At 65.5% G+C, this 15,443-nt stretch carries 10 protein-coding genes and 1 pseudogene; 6 read left to right on the top strand and 5 right to left on the bottom strand.

Going from position 1 to position 15,443, the window contains the following annotated elements:
• Positions 1-32 precede the first annotated feature (32 nt).
• A pseudogene (locus G7A98_RS08340) lies at positions 33-732 on the top strand (fructosamine kinase family protein).
• Here G7A98_RS08340 and G7A98_RS08335 read toward each other — a convergent pair.
• Both G7A98_RS08335 and G7A98_RS08330 read right to left on the bottom strand, forming a co-directional pair.
• Entirely contained in the window at positions 733-1,650 is a 918-nt protein-coding gene (locus G7A98_RS08335) for an alpha/beta hydrolase (protein ID WP_163649201.1), read from the bottom strand. It abuts the pseudogene before it with no gap.
• A 72-nt stretch (positions 1,651-1,722) separates the two neighbouring features.
• Entirely contained in the window at positions 1,723-2,334 is a 612-nt protein-coding gene (locus G7A98_RS08330; RefSeq protein WP_163649200.1) for a TetR family transcriptional regulator, read from the bottom strand.
• 146 nt (positions 2,335-2,480) lie between these two features.
• On the opposite strand from G7A98_RS08330, the gene G7A98_RS08325 reads away from it, so the two are divergent.
• From G7A98_RS08325 to G7A98_RS08315, 3 genes are all read left to right on the top strand, one after another.
• Positions 2,481-3,773 carry an efflux RND transporter periplasmic adaptor subunit gene (locus G7A98_RS08325; RefSeq protein WP_240464712.1) on the top strand — a complete coding sequence of 431 codons (1,293 nt, stop codon included), beginning with the start codon at positions 2,481-2,483 and terminating at the stop codon, positions 3,771-3,773.
• Positions 3,770-6,952, top strand: coding sequence for a multidrug efflux RND transporter permease subunit (locus tag G7A98_RS08320; protein ID WP_163649199.1), 3,183 nt, complete (start codon positions 3,770-3,772; stop codon positions 6,950-6,952). The genes G7A98_RS08325 and G7A98_RS08320 overlap by 4 nt, the downstream gene beginning before the upstream one ends.
• A gap of 107 nt (positions 6,953-7,059) precedes the next feature.
• Entirely contained in the window at positions 7,060-9,315 is a 2,256-nt protein-coding gene (locus tag G7A98_RS08315) for a mechanosensitive ion channel family protein (protein ID WP_163649198.1), read from the top strand.
• Between the two features lie 11 nt (positions 9,316-9,326).
• On the opposite strand, the gene G7A98_RS08310 is transcribed toward G7A98_RS08315, so the two are convergent.
• The 3 genes from G7A98_RS08310 to G7A98_RS08300 form a co-directional block, all read right to left on the bottom strand.
• Positions 9,327-9,737, bottom strand: a complete 411-nt coding sequence (locus G7A98_RS08310) for a hypothetical protein (RefSeq protein WP_163649197.1) — start codon at positions 9,735-9,737, stop codon at positions 9,327-9,329.
• Positions 9,721-10,722 (bottom strand): J domain-containing protein, encoded by a 1,002-nt coding sequence (locus G7A98_RS08305; protein WP_163649196.1) that lies wholly within the window; start codon positions 10,720-10,722, stop codon positions 9,721-9,723. The genes G7A98_RS08310 and G7A98_RS08305 overlap by 17 nt, the downstream gene beginning before the upstream one ends.
• A 142-nt stretch (positions 10,723-10,864) precedes the next feature.
• Positions 10,865-12,136: a NupC/NupG family nucleoside CNT transporter gene (locus G7A98_RS08300; RefSeq protein WP_163649195.1), complete on the bottom strand. Its 1,272-nt coding sequence runs from the start codon at positions 12,134-12,136 to the stop codon at positions 10,865-10,867.
• Between the two features lie 405 nt (positions 12,137-12,541).
• Here G7A98_RS08300 and cyoA point away from each other — a divergent pair, with 405 nt between their 5' ends.
• Together cyoA and cyoB are read left to right on the top strand one after the other, a co-directional pair.
• Positions 12,542-13,459 (top strand): ubiquinol oxidase subunit II, encoded by a 918-nt coding sequence (gene cyoA / locus G7A98_RS08295; protein WP_163649194.1) that lies wholly within the window; start codon positions 12,542-12,544, stop codon positions 13,457-13,459.
• A gap of 4 nt (positions 13,460-13,463) precedes the next feature.
• Positions 13,464-15,443 carry a cytochrome o ubiquinol oxidase subunit I gene (cyoB, locus tag G7A98_RS08290; RefSeq protein ID WP_163649193.1) on the top strand — a complete coding sequence of 660 codons (1,980 nt, stop codon included), beginning with the start codon at positions 13,464-13,466 and terminating at the stop codon, positions 15,441-15,443.

The following is a 15,443-nucleotide window of genomic DNA, read 5'->3' as shown; positions in this document are numbered from 1 at the left end:
GACGCAAGGCACCTGACGGGAGGGAGTGGCGCATGGCCCATGGAGACTGGCGCGAGCGCCTCGCGGCGCTGGGCCTGGAGGTCGTCGGCGAACCGCGGGCGCTGGCCGGCGGCGACATCGCCGCGGTGAGCCGCCTCGAGACGCGGCAGGGGGCGGTGGTCGCCAAGCGGGACGCCGCGGCAGCCCGCCCGGCTCGGCGAGGGGCTGCGTCGCCTGCACGGCGTGGCGGGCCCCTATCACGGCTGGCCCCGCGACAATCGCTGCGGCCCCACGCCGCAGCGCAACACGCCGTGTACCGACGGGCGGGTCTTCCAGCGCGAGCATCGCCTGCTGGCGCTGGGCGAGGCCTGCCGGCAGCGCGGACTGCTCGACCACGCGACGTTCGCGGCCCTCGAGCGGATCGCCGGCGATCTCGAGCGCTGGCTGGCGGATGCCGAGCCGCGGTTGATCCACGGCGACCTGTGGTCGGGCAACGTGCTGCACACCCCCGAGGGCCCGGCGCTCATCGACCCGGCCGTCTATTACCACTACCCCGAGGTGGACCTGGCCATGCTGACGCTGTTCGGCCGGCCCGGCGCGGCGTTCTTCGAGGCCTACTGGGACGGTGAACCGCCGGCGGACTGGCCGCGTCGCGAGCGGCTCTTCCAGCTCTATCCGCTGCTCAACCACCTCTACCTGTTCGGCGGCGGCTACCGGTCAGCGGTGATGCGTACCCTTGATGCCTTGGCCTGATCACTCAGGCGTCGTTCCGTCGACGCCGCGCAGTCGCGTCCATCCCCGACGCAGGCGCGCGGCGAGACTGGCGCCGGGTGTCGGGCGTCCGGCGAGGAAGGCGCGGATCGGTTCGACCTGATCGCGCTGGTTGAGCATCGGGGCGTGACCGCAGCCGGGAACCTCGAGCAGGGTCAGTTCCGGTTGCTCGGCCTGCATCTGGGCCAGGGTCGTCGCCGAGAGGATGTCGGAGCGGGCGCCGCGGATCGCCATCAGCGGGCACTCGATGGCTTGCCAGGTCGGCCACAGGTCCTGTGGCGAGTCGTGGAGAAACTGCTCGGCGATGCGCGGGTCGAAATGAAACCCCCAACTGCCGTCGATCAACCGGCGCGAACTCTCCAGCGCGAGCCGGCGCCAGGCTTCCTCACCCTCGATACCGAACTCGGCATAGTGATGCCTGAGTTCGGCCACCAGTTCACTGAAGGTCGAGAAGCGATGCGGCACGGCGAAGTAGCTGGCCAGCTGGGCCAGGCTGTCGGCATCGATCTCCGGTCCCACGTCGTTGACGATCAGCCGCGAGATACGCGCACGTCCGCTCTCCGAACCGGCGAGCAGGATCCCCAGCAGGCCGCCCATCGAGGTACCCAGCCAGGCCACCCGCTCGAGCGCGAAGTGATCGAGCACCGCCAACGCGACCTCTTGATAATGGCTATAGAGGTAGTCGTGGGCGGGAAACAGCGACCAGCTCGACAGCCCGCGCCCGGGCGTGTCGGGGGCGATCACTCGCCAGTCGGGGCCGAGGTGTCGCGCCAGGTCGTGGAAGTCACCGCCGTGACGCGACAGCCCGTGCCAGGCGACCAGCGTGTGCCGGCCCCGGGGGTGCCAGATGCGTACCGCCACCTCGAGAGCGCGGAAGCGAATCAGTTCGAGAGCATCCATGACCACTCATCCTCGTTGCGCATACTCGCAGTGTAGCGTCTATGCTGTATTGCAACATGAGCCATTGCCCCTTCAAGCCCGCATCAAGTCGAACAGGGTATCGACCACCACCCTTCCACGCTCGTCGATCGGCAATTCCTCGGGATCGCGCAGCCAGTCGTGGAACAGGCCGCCGATGCAGCATTGCAGCATGTCGGTGGCCAGCTCGGGGGACAGGGAGTCCTTCAGTTGGCCGCAGCGCTTGGCCTCGCGAAACGTATCCAGCATCGAGTCCAGGCAATCCCGCTTCATCTGGCGCTGTATCTCCAGGGGATCGATGTCGCCGAAGAATTCGCAGCGGTGGATGATGATCGAGTGAATGCGCTGGTAGCGGGGCTCCTGCAGGCGCGCGAAGCTCTCGTGGCAGGCCAGCCGGATGCATTCCAGCGGCGAGGGGTCGTCGTGGGTCGCCTCGATGGCGCGGGCGAGGTCCTCGAAGGGCAGGCGGACTCGATCCAGCAGGGCGTGGAAGAGATCCGCCTTGTTCTTGAAATGCCAGTAGACCGCGCCGCGGGTCATGCCGGCGTGGCGGGCGATCTGCTCGAGCGAGGTGCGAGCGACTCCTTTCTCGTAGAACAGCGCTTCGGCCGCATCGAGAAGGGCTTCCCGGGTCGCTTCGGCTTCGGCTTTAGTGCGTCTGGGCATGGCAACTGGCTGCTCTGGAAAACGGAATGGGGAAGCTTTTTTGAAGTCATCTTAACCTAATGCCTCAATATTTACATTCATGGTTGTATGGATGTAGTCTTGCGTCCATTCGTTTTCGACCAAGGGATACCATGATGGATGCCGTGATGCTCCGGAGCCGCAAGCGGTTCCTGCCGCTCGCGCTCGTCGCGCTGCTAGCCGGTTGCGGGGAGGGCGACTCGGGAGGGCAGCAGGATGCCGCCCAGGCCCGACAGGCCCCGGCGCGCCCCGCCCAGGTAATGACCGTGGCGCCGCGCGATCTGGAACTCGACAAACAGTATCCTGCCCTGGTTCGCAGCAATCGCGAAGTCACCGTGATGGGGCGCGTCGAGGGTATCCTCGAGGAGCGTCACTATCAGGAGGGCACCCGGGTCGAGAAGGGCGATCTGCTCTATACCATCGAACCCGACTCCTATCAGGCGACGGTGCGCCAGCGTGAGGCCGACGTGCAGAGCGCCGAGGCCGAGGTCTATCGTACCCAGCGCGATGCCGAGCGTTATGAGCGCCTGTACAAGCAGAATTCCGTGAGCCAGCAGCAGCTCGATGACGCCAAAGCTAACCTGCGCTCGGCCCGGGCGACCCTGGCCCAGGCCAAGGCGGCGCTCGATGCGGCCAAGATCGACCTGAGCTACACCGAAGTGCGCGCGCCAGCGAGCGGCATGATCAGTCTCAGCCAGGTCAATGTCGGCAGTCTGGTCCAGCCCCCCGAGGCGTTGGCGACGATCACACCGCTCGATCCGCTGGACGTGCGCTTCTCGCTGCCCGCGATCGATGCCCTGGAATTGCGTCGTCAGCAGCGTCAGACGCCGGATCAAGCGATGGGCGCGGTGCTCACGGCCCCGGGGACCGGCGGAGCGAGCACGGAGCCCAACCAGTTGACCGGGCGCATCGACTTTCTCGGTTCGCGGGTCGACGAGTCCACCAGCACGGTCCAGGCCGAGGCCGAATTCGCCAATCCCGATTATCTCTTCCTGCCGGGCCAGTTCGTTCGCGTGTCGCTGACCGACGTGAAACGCTATGACGTCTTCGCCGTGCCCGCGGTGGCCGTGACCGAAGGACTCAAGGGTCCCCAGGTGCTGATTCTCGACGATCAGGACACCGCGCAGGCGCGCTTCGTCTCGTTGGGCCAGCGCTCCGATGAGTGGCAGATCATCACCGAGGGCCTGCAAAAGGGCGACCGGGTCATCGTCAGCGCCATCGGCAGCATCAGCCCGGGGGACAAGATCAAGCCTCAACCCTTCGATGGCGATCCCGAAACCGGTCAGGGTCAAGGCACCCAGGGCCAGGGCGGTGGCCAGACAGGCGAGGGTCAAGGCCAGGGTGCCGGCCAGAAAGGCGATCAAGCGTCCGGCGGCGGCGACCAGGCCTCGGCGGATAGCGAGGGCGGAGACAACGGATGAATTTCTCCAGCGTTTTCATCAGGCGGCCGATCTTCGCCACCGTCATCTCGGTGATCATCACGCTCATCGGCATCATGGCGGTGCGGGTCCTGCCCATTGAACAGTACCCGCAGGTCGTGCCGCCGACGATCAGCGTCTCGACGACCTATCCCGGCGCCAGTGCCCAGACCGTCTCGGACACCGTGGCCTCGACGCTCGCCCAGGAGATCAACGGCACCGAGGACATGATCTACCTGACCTCGTCGAGTTCCGACAGCGGTCAGATGTCGATGAGCGTCTATTTCGAGATCGGTACCGATCCGCAGACGGCCCAGATCAATGTCAACAACCGCGTTCAGCAGGCGTTGTCGCAATTGCCCAGCGAGGTCCAGTCCCAGGGCGTGACGGTGGAGCAGCGCGCTTCCAGCGTGCTGATGTTCGTGGCCATCACGTCCAGCAGCGAGGCCTACGATTCGCTGTACCTGACCAACTACGCCAACATCAATATCACCGATTCGCTCAATCAACTGTCGGGGGTTGGGCAGGCGGAAGTCCTGGGTAGCCAGGAGTTCGCCATGCGCGTCTGGCTCAATCCGGACAAGCTGGCGCAATACGATCTGACACCGGCGGAAGTCTCCGCGGCGATTCGCGCCCAGAACTCGGTGGTGGCGGCCGGTAAGCTGGGCGCGGAGCCGCAGAGCGATCCCACGCCCTATACCTATACGATCACCACGGAAGGCCGCTTCGAGAACGTCGATCAGTTCCGCAACATCGTGCTGCGGACCAACCAGGACGGGTCGTCTCTGCGCCTGAGCGACGTGGCCCGGGTCGAGCTGGGCAAGAACTCCTACGGCGTTCAGGGTTACGTCAACAACGACCCGATCGCGCCGATCGCCATCTACCTGCAGCCCGGCGCCAATGCCCTGGAGGTCGCCGCCGAGGTCAAGAGCGAGATGGCCCAGCTCAAGAAGCGCTTCCCGCCGGGGCTGGATTACGAGATTCCCTACGACACCACGCTGTTCATCAACGCCTCCATCGAGTCGGTGGAAAACACCTTCATGGAAGCGCTGATCCTCGTGGCCGTCATCGTGTTTCTGTTCCTGCAGAGCTGGCGGTCGACGCTGGTGGCGATGTCGGTGGTACCGATCTCGGTGATCGGCACCTTCTCCGGCATGTATCTGCTGGACTTCTCGATCAACCTGCTGTCGCTGTTCGGCATGATCCTGGCGATCGGCATCGTCGTCGACGATGCCATCGTGGTCATCGAGAACGTCGAGCGAATCATGGAGGAAGACGAGGAGGCCACGCCACTCAGTGCCGCCTTCCTGGCCATGAAGGAGGTGTCCGGCGCGGTCATCGCCACGGCGTTCATCATGTCGGCGGTCTTCGTGCCGGTCGGCTTCATGGGCGGTCTGACGGGACAGATGTACCAGCAGTTCGCGATCACCATCGCCATCTCGGTGGCGATCTCGGCGATCGTGGCATTGACCTTCACGCCGGCGATCAGTGCCCTGTTCCTCAAGAATCAGGCGCGCATCCGGCAAGCGAAGCTGGTGCGGGTCATCAAGAAACCGTTCGATTGGTTCAACAAGGCCTTCGACAAGATCACCGATCTCTTCATGGCCATCACCCACTTCCTGATCCGCCAGCTCTGGCTCGCGGTGGTCGGGCTCGTGGCCGTCGGTGTCATCTCCTGGAGCATCTATGCGCAGTTGCCGAGTGGCTTGCTGCCGACGGAAGACCAGGGCGTGGCGATCGGCTCCGTATCGCTGCCCGCGGGATCCTCCTTCGCCAGGACGGAAACCTACGTACAGAAGCTCAGCCAGCGGCTGCAAGACGAGATTCCCGGCATCAACTACGTGGTGGGCATCCCGGGATTCGATATCCTGTCGAGTTCCGCCAACACGGCCAAGGGCACGATCTTCGTGACCATGAAGCCGTGGGCCGAGCGCGACATCACGGCCGACCAGTTGATCGGCAAGATGATGCAGTTCGGTGCCCAGATACCCGGTGGGCAGACCATGGCCTTCAACATGCCGCCGATCCAAGGGCTATCGCCGACCGGTGGTTTCACGGGCTACCTGCAGTCCTTCGAGGGGGACTCGCCGCAGGAATTGGCCCAGGCCGCCATGAAGGTGATGCAGGCGGCCAATCAGCGTCCAGAGATCGGTCAGGCCTTCTCGACGCTCGACGTCAACGTGCCGTCCTATTCGGCCAAGGTCGACATCGACAAGGTGCGTAGTCTCGGGGTCGATATCGACGATCTCAATACGACCCTGAGCAGTACCTTCGGTAGCTCGTTCGTCAATTACTTCACGCGGTCCAGTCGCAACTTCCAGGTCTACCTGCAGTCGGAGGACGATTTCCGCCGCCATCCCGATGACCTCAGCAAGGTCTATGTGCGCGGTGGTGACGGTCAGCGTATCCCGCTCTCCGAGCTGGTGACGCTGGAGCGCAGCAAGGCGCCGACCACCCTGCAGCGTTACGATACCTATCCGGCGGCACAGTTCTCCGGCGGACCCGCCCCGGGATACAGTTCCGGCCAGGCCGTGCAGGCGATGCAGGAAGTCGTCGATCAGACACTAGGGACGAATTACGCCATGGGCTGGTCCGGTGAGGCCTATCAGCAGGCCAATGTGGGCACGGCGGCGACGCTGGCACTGTCGTTCGGCGTCATCATGATGTTCCTGATTCTGGCTGCGCAGTACGAAAGCTGGACCTTGCCGCTGGCGGTGGTTTCCGCCGTGCCGTTCGCCTTCGTCGGCGCTATCCTGGCGGTCTACCTGGCTGGCTTGAGCACCAGTGTCTACTTGCAGGTGGGCTTGCTGGTGGTGGTCGGCCTGGCGGCGAAGAACGCCATCCTGATCGTCGAGTTCGCCGAACAGCAGCGCAAGCATGCGGGACTGTCGGTGGTCGATGCGGCCAAGGTGGCGGCACGCCAGCGCTTCCGTCCGATCGTCATGACGTCACTGGCGTTCATCGGCGGTACCCTGCCGCTGGCACTCGCTACCGGGGCCAGCGCGGCAAGCCGTAATCAGATCGGCACGCCGGTGGTCGGCGGGATGATCTCGATCACGCTGCTGGCGACCGTCTTCGTGCCGGCCACCTATGTCCTGATCATGAAGGTCACCCAGACGCTGTCGCGCTGGGTCGGGCGTGACGTCGACAACGCTCGCACGGAGGTCGGCGAACGCGGTTGATCCGTGAATGATTGCCTCGTCACGCAAAGCCAAGGCCCTCGGGTCTTGGCTTTGTCGTTGACAGGCGTCAGGCTTCGGGATGCCGATGCACAGCCTAGGGAGGTGGCATGTCGTTGAAGCATCTGGGGCAGGTGCTCTGCCTGCTGGTCGTTTTGATCTGCCCCGTAGTGTTGGCCCAGGGCCTGCCGTCGGGGTTCGGTGGCGGTGATCAATCGTCCGAGCCCGCCCCCGACCCGCAGCAGCTGCGGGATTCGCTGGATCGGGTGATCGGCACCCTGGAGAGCGACGCCGGGCGCGGCCAACTGCTCGAGCAGCTCAAGGCCCTGCGCGAGACCACCGGTGCCGCCGCCGAGGAGGGCGAGGGAGAACGCCACCATGGCCTGCTCGGCGCCCTGGCCGATTCGCTCACCGACCTGGGCGAGCAGGCCGAGGCGGGGCAGTCGCCACTGGATATCTGGGGGCGGCGCAGCGAATGGGCGCTGGACGACCTGAGCGACCTGATCGCCGGGATGGGGCGCGGCGAGGCGATCCGCCAGGGCGTCGAGGCGGCGGTTCTCACGGCGATCTGGCTGGGACTGCTGCTTATGCTGATGGCAGCGGGGCGGCTGCTGGCACGACGCTACGACTGGCCGTTGAACCTGCCACCCGAGCCGCGCCCGGCGATGCTGGTGATGCATTTCCTGCGCAAGGTGCTGCCCTGGGGGCTGGCCTTCCTGATCATGCTGCTGGGGCTGCGCTGGCTGGTACCGCTGAGTCCGGCCCGGGCTGTGGTGCTGGTCATCGCCTACGTCACGCTCTGCGGCCAGTTGCTCGCCACGGTATTCGATACGGTGATCTCGGTGTTCACCCACGGGCACCGGCGGGTCGCCGTCCAGCTGCTGCGCCGCCAGGCACCGAAGCGCCTGTTCTGGATCGGCGTGCTGGCCGCCTTCGGCGACGCCGCCAACAGCGATCGGCTTACGACTCTGCTGGGCCCCAGCCTGGCCGACTGGCTGTCGGTGATGGGTAATGTGCTGGCGGGGCTCATCAGCGGTGCGCTGGTCATTCGGCTGCGTCGGCCGGTCAAGCACCTGATTCTCAATCGCCCCTATTCCCACCGGCGTGACAACAGTTCGCTGCGCGACCTGGCCAACGTGCTGGGGCATTTCTGGCACATCCCGGCGCTGCTGCTGATCGTCGCCTCGCTGGTCGCCATCTTCGTCTCGGCCGGCGACGCCGACGGCGCCTTCACCCGGGCTATCCTCTGCGCGGCCCTGCTGGTGCTCACCCTGGTGGTCAGCGGTGGGCTGCGCCGTCACGCCGAGCGTGCCACCCGGCGGCGGCGCAAGTCCCAGTACCGGCGACGCCTCGAGCGCTTCGGCTACACCCTGGCGCAGTTCCTGTGCTGGGGGCTGTTCGCGGAGCTGTCGCTGCGGATCTGGGGGCTGTCGCTGTTCGGCATCGGCGCGGAGGGGGCGGTGAGTGCGCGCATCGGCCAGGCGCTGCTGCGCATCGGCCTGACCGTGCTGCTGGCCTGGCTGACCTGGATCTTCGCCGATACCGCGATCCAGCGGGCCCTGCGCGGCAGCGGTCGCTCGCGGGGGCGGCGCGTCAACAGCGCCCGGGCCCAGACCATCACGCCGATGATCCGCAACGTGGTGTTTGCCACCATCTTCATCATCGCGGCGATTGTCGGGCTGGCCAACCTGGGCGTCAACGTCACGCCGCTGCTGGCCGGCGCCGGGGTGATCGGCCTGGCGATCGGCTTCGGTGCCCAGACCCTGGTCCAGGACCTGATCACCGGGCTGTTCATCCTCATCGAGGACTCGCTGTCGATCGACGACTTCGTCGACGTCGGCGGTCACATGGGCACGGTGGAGGGGCTCAGCTTGCGTACCGTGCGCCTGCGCGATCTCGACGGCATCGTGCACATCATTCCCTTCAGCCAGATCAAGGGCATCCAGAACTTCGCCCGCGAGTTCGGCATCGCCCTGATGCGCATCCGCGTGCCCCACACCATGCGCATCGAGGCGGCCATCGAGCTGGTGCGGGAGGTGGCCGACGGCCTGCGCCAGGACCCCATGATGCGCCACCATATCTGGTCGCCGCTGGAGCTGCAGGGGATCGAGAGCTTCGACCAGGGGGCGGCGATCCTGCGGGTACGCATGCGCACCAGCCCGCTGATGCAGTGGGACGTGGCCCGGGCCTTCAACCTGCGCCTCAAGCAGCGGCTCGACGAGACCGGCCAGGACCTGTCGCTGCCGCGGTTGAGCGTGGTGCTCGAGAACCCGGCCGCTAGCGCCGGATCGGGCGGCACGCCCGCCGACATTCGGCGCCGGCACGGGATGGCACCCCCCGACGAGGGCGATGCGGACCCCATGTAGCCTGCGGCTGGTCACAGCCAGGCACCCGCCAGCAGGCCGAGTAGCGCCGCGCCGAGCAGGGCGGCGGCCCACCGCCAGGGACGCCGTGACGCGGCGGAGGTGTCGCCGCCGGCGACCAGGGCATCGAGCTTGTCGGCGAGTTCCTGGTGACGCGACAGGCTGCGGTCGGAATCCTGCGAAAAGTCGTTGGCCACGTCATCCTGCCAGTGCGGGGCGTGGGTCAGTCCCAGGCGGGCGCGCAGCCGGCCGAGATCGCCGAGCGTGGCGTGCAGCTGGTCGTAGGCCTCGCGCCGGGCGGGGATCCGCAGCACGGCGTCGGCGTCCTGCCGGAGGGCGGTGTGTCGGCAGGCCTCGATGGCGGTGTCGAGCGTCTCGGGCGAGGCGTCGGCCGGCACGCCCAGGCGTTTATACAAATCGCGCATCTTGCATCAGGTGCTCGTAGGCTTTCTGGATTCGCTGGAACTGACGGGAGGCCAGCGCCATGCGGCTTTCGCCCTGGGCGTGGAAGCGGTCGGGGTGATGCAGCTGCGCCAGGCGGCGGTAGGCGCGCTTGATCTCGCCTCGCGAGGCGCGGTCATCGAGGCCCAGCACGCGCAGGGCGTGGGCGGTGTCGAAGCTCGGCGGAGGCCGGGTCCCGTCGTGTTCCTGGCCCCGTTGCCGCTCGCGCTCCTGCTCGCGTCGCCGCCGCGCGGCTTCCTCCTCGTGCCGGCGCTGCTGGGCGCGTTCGCGCTGTCGGCGGGCCCGGTCGGCGCGTTCCCGCTCGCGGTGCCGGCGGGTCTGCTCGTCGCGTCGCCGGGCTTCCTCCTCGGCCTGACGGCGGGCTCTTGCCTCGGCTTCCTCGCGACGCCGGGTCTCCGACGCCCGGCGATGCCGGGCGTCTTCCTCGGCCCGGGCCTGCGCGGTGTCGTCGGCGTGGGCCCGGCGCTGATGGCGATGCTCGCGCTCGGCCCAGTAGCCGGCGCGGCTGGGGTCCTCCGGGCGTGGCAGCGGCTGGCCGGTGACGCTCTTGAACAGGGCCGACAGGGCCCCCGGCGCGACGCCCAGCAGGTCGGCGAGAAAGCGCAGCACGTGATGATTGCGGTGCGAGGGCGGGCCGCCGCTGGTCGCCAGGGCAATGGCCTGGCGCAGGAAGGGATGTGCCGGCTCGCCCTGCCAGTCCTTCTGCAGCACCTCGGCGGCCAGCTGGATGGCCGCCATGTCCTGGGTGGCGGCGGTCTCGATCAGCGGCGACAGGGCATGGCCGTGATGAAAGTCGCCGGCCAGGGTGTCGAGGTAGTCGCGGTCCTCCGGCAGGGCGCGCGCCTTGTTGGCCAGGATCCAGGCCAGCATCAGCAGGGCGGCGGTGTCCGTCTGGTTGCGGCTTTTCAGCAGCAGCAGCTCGAACGGCGTGAAGGACGATGGCGGCATCGACGACTCCCGTCGGCGGGCGGTGAGCGGCATGGTGTCGGGAGGCCGAGTATAACGAACCCCCCGGCCGGTGACAGGCGTGAGGGCTGCATCCTTGGTCTGATGCGGCACGGGCCTCGGTCGTCCGCGCCGTCGGAATGGCTCAGCCGGCGGCCGCCAGGCTGATGAAGAACCCGGCGAGCACCGCGGACATCAGGTTCGAGAGGGTGCCGGCGAGCACCGCCTTGAGACCGAAGCGGGCGATCTCGTGGCGCCGGCCGGGGGCCATGCTGCCCAGTCCGCCGAGCAGGATGGCGATCGACGACAGGTTGGCGAAGCCGCACAGCGCGAACGACAGCACCGCCTGGGTATGGGCGCTCATCGCCTCGCCGGTGGCGGCCACCACTTGGTCGCCGCTGATGTAGGGGGCGAGATTGACATAGGCGACGAACTCGTTGACCACCAGCTTCTGACCGATGAAGGAGCCGGCTACCGTGGCCTCGTGCCAGGGGATGCCGAGCAGGAAGGCCAGCGGCGAGAACAGCCAGCCGAGGATCAGTTCCAGGCTCAGGCCGTCCACGCCGAACCAGCCGCCGATGCCACCGAGAATGCCGTTGATCAGCGCGATCAGGGCGATGAAGGCGAGCAGCATGGCGCCCACGTTGGCGGCCAGTCGAAGCCCCGAGGATGCCCCCTCGGCGGCGGCGTCGAGCACGTTGGAGGGTTTTGCCTCGGCCTCGATCTGCTCAACGTGACGGGTGTCGTCGTCCGGGGTGTCGGTTTCGGGCATCAGCAGCTTGGCGAACAGCAGTCCGCCGGGCGCCGCCATGAAGGAGGCGGCGACCAGGTAGTCCATGGGGATGCCCAGTGCGGCATAGCCGCCCAGCACCGAGCCGGCCACCGAGGCCAGGCCGCCGCACATCACCGCAAACAGTTCCGAGCGGGTCATGCCGGCGATGAACGGGCGTACCACCAGTGGCGCCTCGGTCTGGCCGACGAAGATGTTGGCGGTGGCCGACATCGATTCGGTGCGCGAGGTGCCCAGCACCTTCTGTAACAGTCCGCCGAGCAGCCGGATCACCCGCTGCATGATGCCCAGGTAGTAGAGTACGGCGATCAGCGAGGAGAAGAAGATGATCACCGGCAGAACCTTGATGGCGAAGATAAAGCCCACGCCGCTGCCGGGATCGGCGAGGCTGCCGAAGAGGAAATTGATGCCGTCGTCGGCGTAGGCGACCACCTGGCTGACCGCATCGGAGACGGTCTTGAGAACGCTCTGGCCGAAGGGCACATAAAGCACGAAGGCGCCGATGCCGGCCTGGATGGCGAAGGCACCGCCCACGGTGCGCAGGCGGATGGCGCGGCGGTTGGAGGAGAACAGCACCGCGATCAGGATCAGGGTGGCCATCCCGACCAGGCTCATTATGCTTGTCATGGCAGGGGACTCCGGTACAGGATCAGGGAGAGTGCCACGAGAGGGAACCCGAAAGGCGAGGGCATGTCAAAGGCGTGTCGCGCGGCTCGCCGATTGCCGCCTCGCTATGTCACGCCGCGGTGCGCGTCAAGGTGCGACACCCTGCGGCAAATCGTCTCTTCTCATTCATCCGCCATTCATCGACAATGCGCGCGTTCTGCGGCAAGGGCAGATCAGCCTATCGACGCTCGCTGGCACCTGCCCAGCACGCCATCTCTGAATAGCGACTGCCGGACAGTGTGCACGTGCCCTGTCGACTTGCCGGACAGGCGTCGTGGCAAACGTCGCCTGCGCCAGGTTTCTCCACGAGGCCTGGCGCAGCGGTATTTGTCGGTGATCGTCTTCATGCTCTGACGAGGTCGCGAGATGAGGAAAAAGAAATACCCACGTATTTTCAACATCTTGCCGCTTCTGTTGCCATTGCTGCTGAGTGGCTGCGGATCGGCATTGATGGCCCCCAAGGGGGAAATCGGCAGTGAGCTCAAGTCGCTGATCCTGACGGCGTTCGGACTCATGCTGATCGTCGTGATTCCGGTCATCGTCATGACGTTGCTGTTCGCCTGGCGGTATCGCCACAGCAACCTGATGGCCAAGTACGCACCGGACTGGTCGCACTCCAACAAGATCGAAGTGGTGGTGTGGCTCGTACCCTGCGTCATCATCTTCTTCCTGGCGATCCTCACCTGGAAGACATCCCACTCGCTCGACCCGCACAAGCCGCTGGCCGACAAGGAAGACACGCTGGAGATCCAGGCTGTCTCGCTTGACTGGAAGTGGCTGTTCATCTATCCGGAGCAGGGCATCGCCACCGTCAACGAAGTGGCCTTCCCGGTGGATACGCCGGTGCACTTTCGCGTGACCTCCGGCTCGGTGATGAACTCGTTCATGATTCCCACACTGGGCAGTCAGATCTATGCCATGGCCGGCATGGACAACGATGTGCACCTGAGCGCCAACGAGAAGGGCATCTATCCGGGTCGTTCCACCAACTTCAGTGGTGCCGGCTTCGCGGGAATGACCTTCGACGCGCACGTCACGTCCGAGCAGGACTTCCAGGCCTGGGTCGACAAGGTTCGAAACGCCAACGACGACACCCTGTCATTCCCCGACAGCTATCGTCAGCTGGCCGAGCCGAGCGAAGACGTGCCGGTTCAGTACTACTCGAACGTCTCGCCGAGTCTGTACAAAGACATCATCGACAGCTTCCGTTATGGAGATGGCGGTCAAGGCGCGCATGCAGGAGAGCATGACGAAGTGGCCATGAGCGCGGAGGCAGCGGAGTAACGTTATGTTCGGAAAACTCAGCTTAGAAGCGATACCCTATCACGAGCCGATCATCATGGTGACGGCGGCGGTCATCGGGATCGTCGGCGCCGCTGTGGTCGGCCTGATTACCTATTATCGCAAGTGGGGCTATCTGTGGTCGGAGTGGATCACCTCCATCGACCACAAGAAGCTCGGCATCATGTATTTCCTGGTGGCTCTGGTCATGCTGATCCGCGGCTTTGCCGATGCGATCATGATGCGCAGCCAGCAGGCCATCGCCGCGGGCGGCGCCGAAGGCTATCTGCCGCCCGAGCACTATGACCAGATCTTTTCCGCCCACGGCGTGATCATGATCTTCTTCGTTGCCATGCCCATGGTCATCGGTCTGATGAACCTGGTGGTGCCGCTGCAGATCGGCGCACGCGACGTGGCCTTCCCGTTCATGAACAACCTGAGCTTCTGGCTGTTCGCGGCGGGCGTCATCCTGGTCAACGTCTCCCTGGTGGTCGGCGAGTTCGCCAAGACCGGCTGGCTGGCCTATGCGCCGTTGTCGGAGACGGCCTATAGTCCCGGTGTCGGGGTCGACTACTGGATATGGGCGTTGCAGATATCGGGGATCGGCACGACGCTGACCGGTATCAACTTCTTCGTCACCATCCTGAAGATGCGCACCAAGGGCATGAAGCTGTTCCGCATGCCGATCTTCACCTGGACGGCGCTGTGCACCAACGTCCTGATCATTGCTTCCTTCCCGATCCTGACCGCGACCATCGCGCTGCTGACGCTGGATCGCTACCTGGGCATGCATTTCTTCACGAATGACCTGGGCGGCAACCAGATGATGTACGTCAACATGATCTGGGCCTGGGGTCACCCCGAGGTGTACATCCTGATCCTGCCGGCCTTCGGCGTCTTCTCCGAGGTCATCGCGACCTTCTCCAAGAAGCGCCTGTTCGGCTACAACACCATGGTCTGGGCGACGGTGGCGATCACCATCCTGTCGTTCATGGTCTGGCTGCACCACTTCTTCACCATGGGTGCCGGCGCCAACGTCAATGCCTTCTTCGGCATTGCCACGATGATCATCGCGATACCTACGGGCGTGAAGATCTTCAACTGGCTGTTCACCATGTACCGCGGCCGGGTGCAGTTCACCTCGCCGGTACTGTGGACCATCGGCTTCATCATCACCTTTACCCTGGGTGGCATGACCGGCGTGATGCTGGCCGTCCCGGGCGCCAACTTCGTGCTGCACAACAGCCTGTTCGTGATCGCGCACTTCCACAACGTGATCATCGGCGGCGTGGTGTTCGGCATGATGGCGGGCTATGCCTACTGGTTCCCCAAGGCGTTCGGTTTCAAGCTGGACGAGAAGTGGGGCAAGCGCAGCTTCTGGTGCTGGCTGATCGGCTTCTACATGGCCTTCATGCCGCTGTACGTGCTGAGCTTCTACGGGGCCATGCGGCGCATGCAGTCCTACGAGAACGCCAGCTGGCAGCCGCTGATGATCGTCGCCTGGGTGGGTGCCGTCATCATCCTGCTGGGCATTCTCTGCACCGTGATCCAGCTGATCGTCAGTATCCGTGATCGCGAGAAGAATGCCGATGTCACCGGTGACCCGTGGGATGCCCGTACCCTGGAGTGGGCCGTGTCCTCTCCGCCCCCGTACTACAACTTCGCGCATCTGCCGGAAGTCAACTCCATCGACCAGTTCTGGGAGATGAAGAAGCAGGAAGGCTTCGCCGCGCAGGCACCGACGCAGTATCACGACGTGCACATGCCGAAGAACACCGCGGCGGGTCCGATCATGGGCATCATCAGTATCGTCTTCGGCTTCGCCCTGATCTGGCACATCTGGTGGCTGGCCGCATTGAGTGCCGCAGGGATGTTCGTGACCTTCCTGATGCGCATCTTCAATGACGATATCGACTACCACGTCCCCGCGGCGGAGGTCGAGCGCATCGAACGCGAGCACCACAAACGGCTGGAGATGCAGGCGTAA

This window comes from Modicisalibacter sp. 'Wilcox' (assembly GCF_010993675.1).
Classification (GTDB): Bacteria; Pseudomonadota; Gammaproteobacteria; order Pseudomonadales; family Halomonadaceae; genus Modicisalibacter; species Modicisalibacter tunisiensis.
This window is presented reverse-complemented; position numbering and strand designations above follow the sequence as displayed.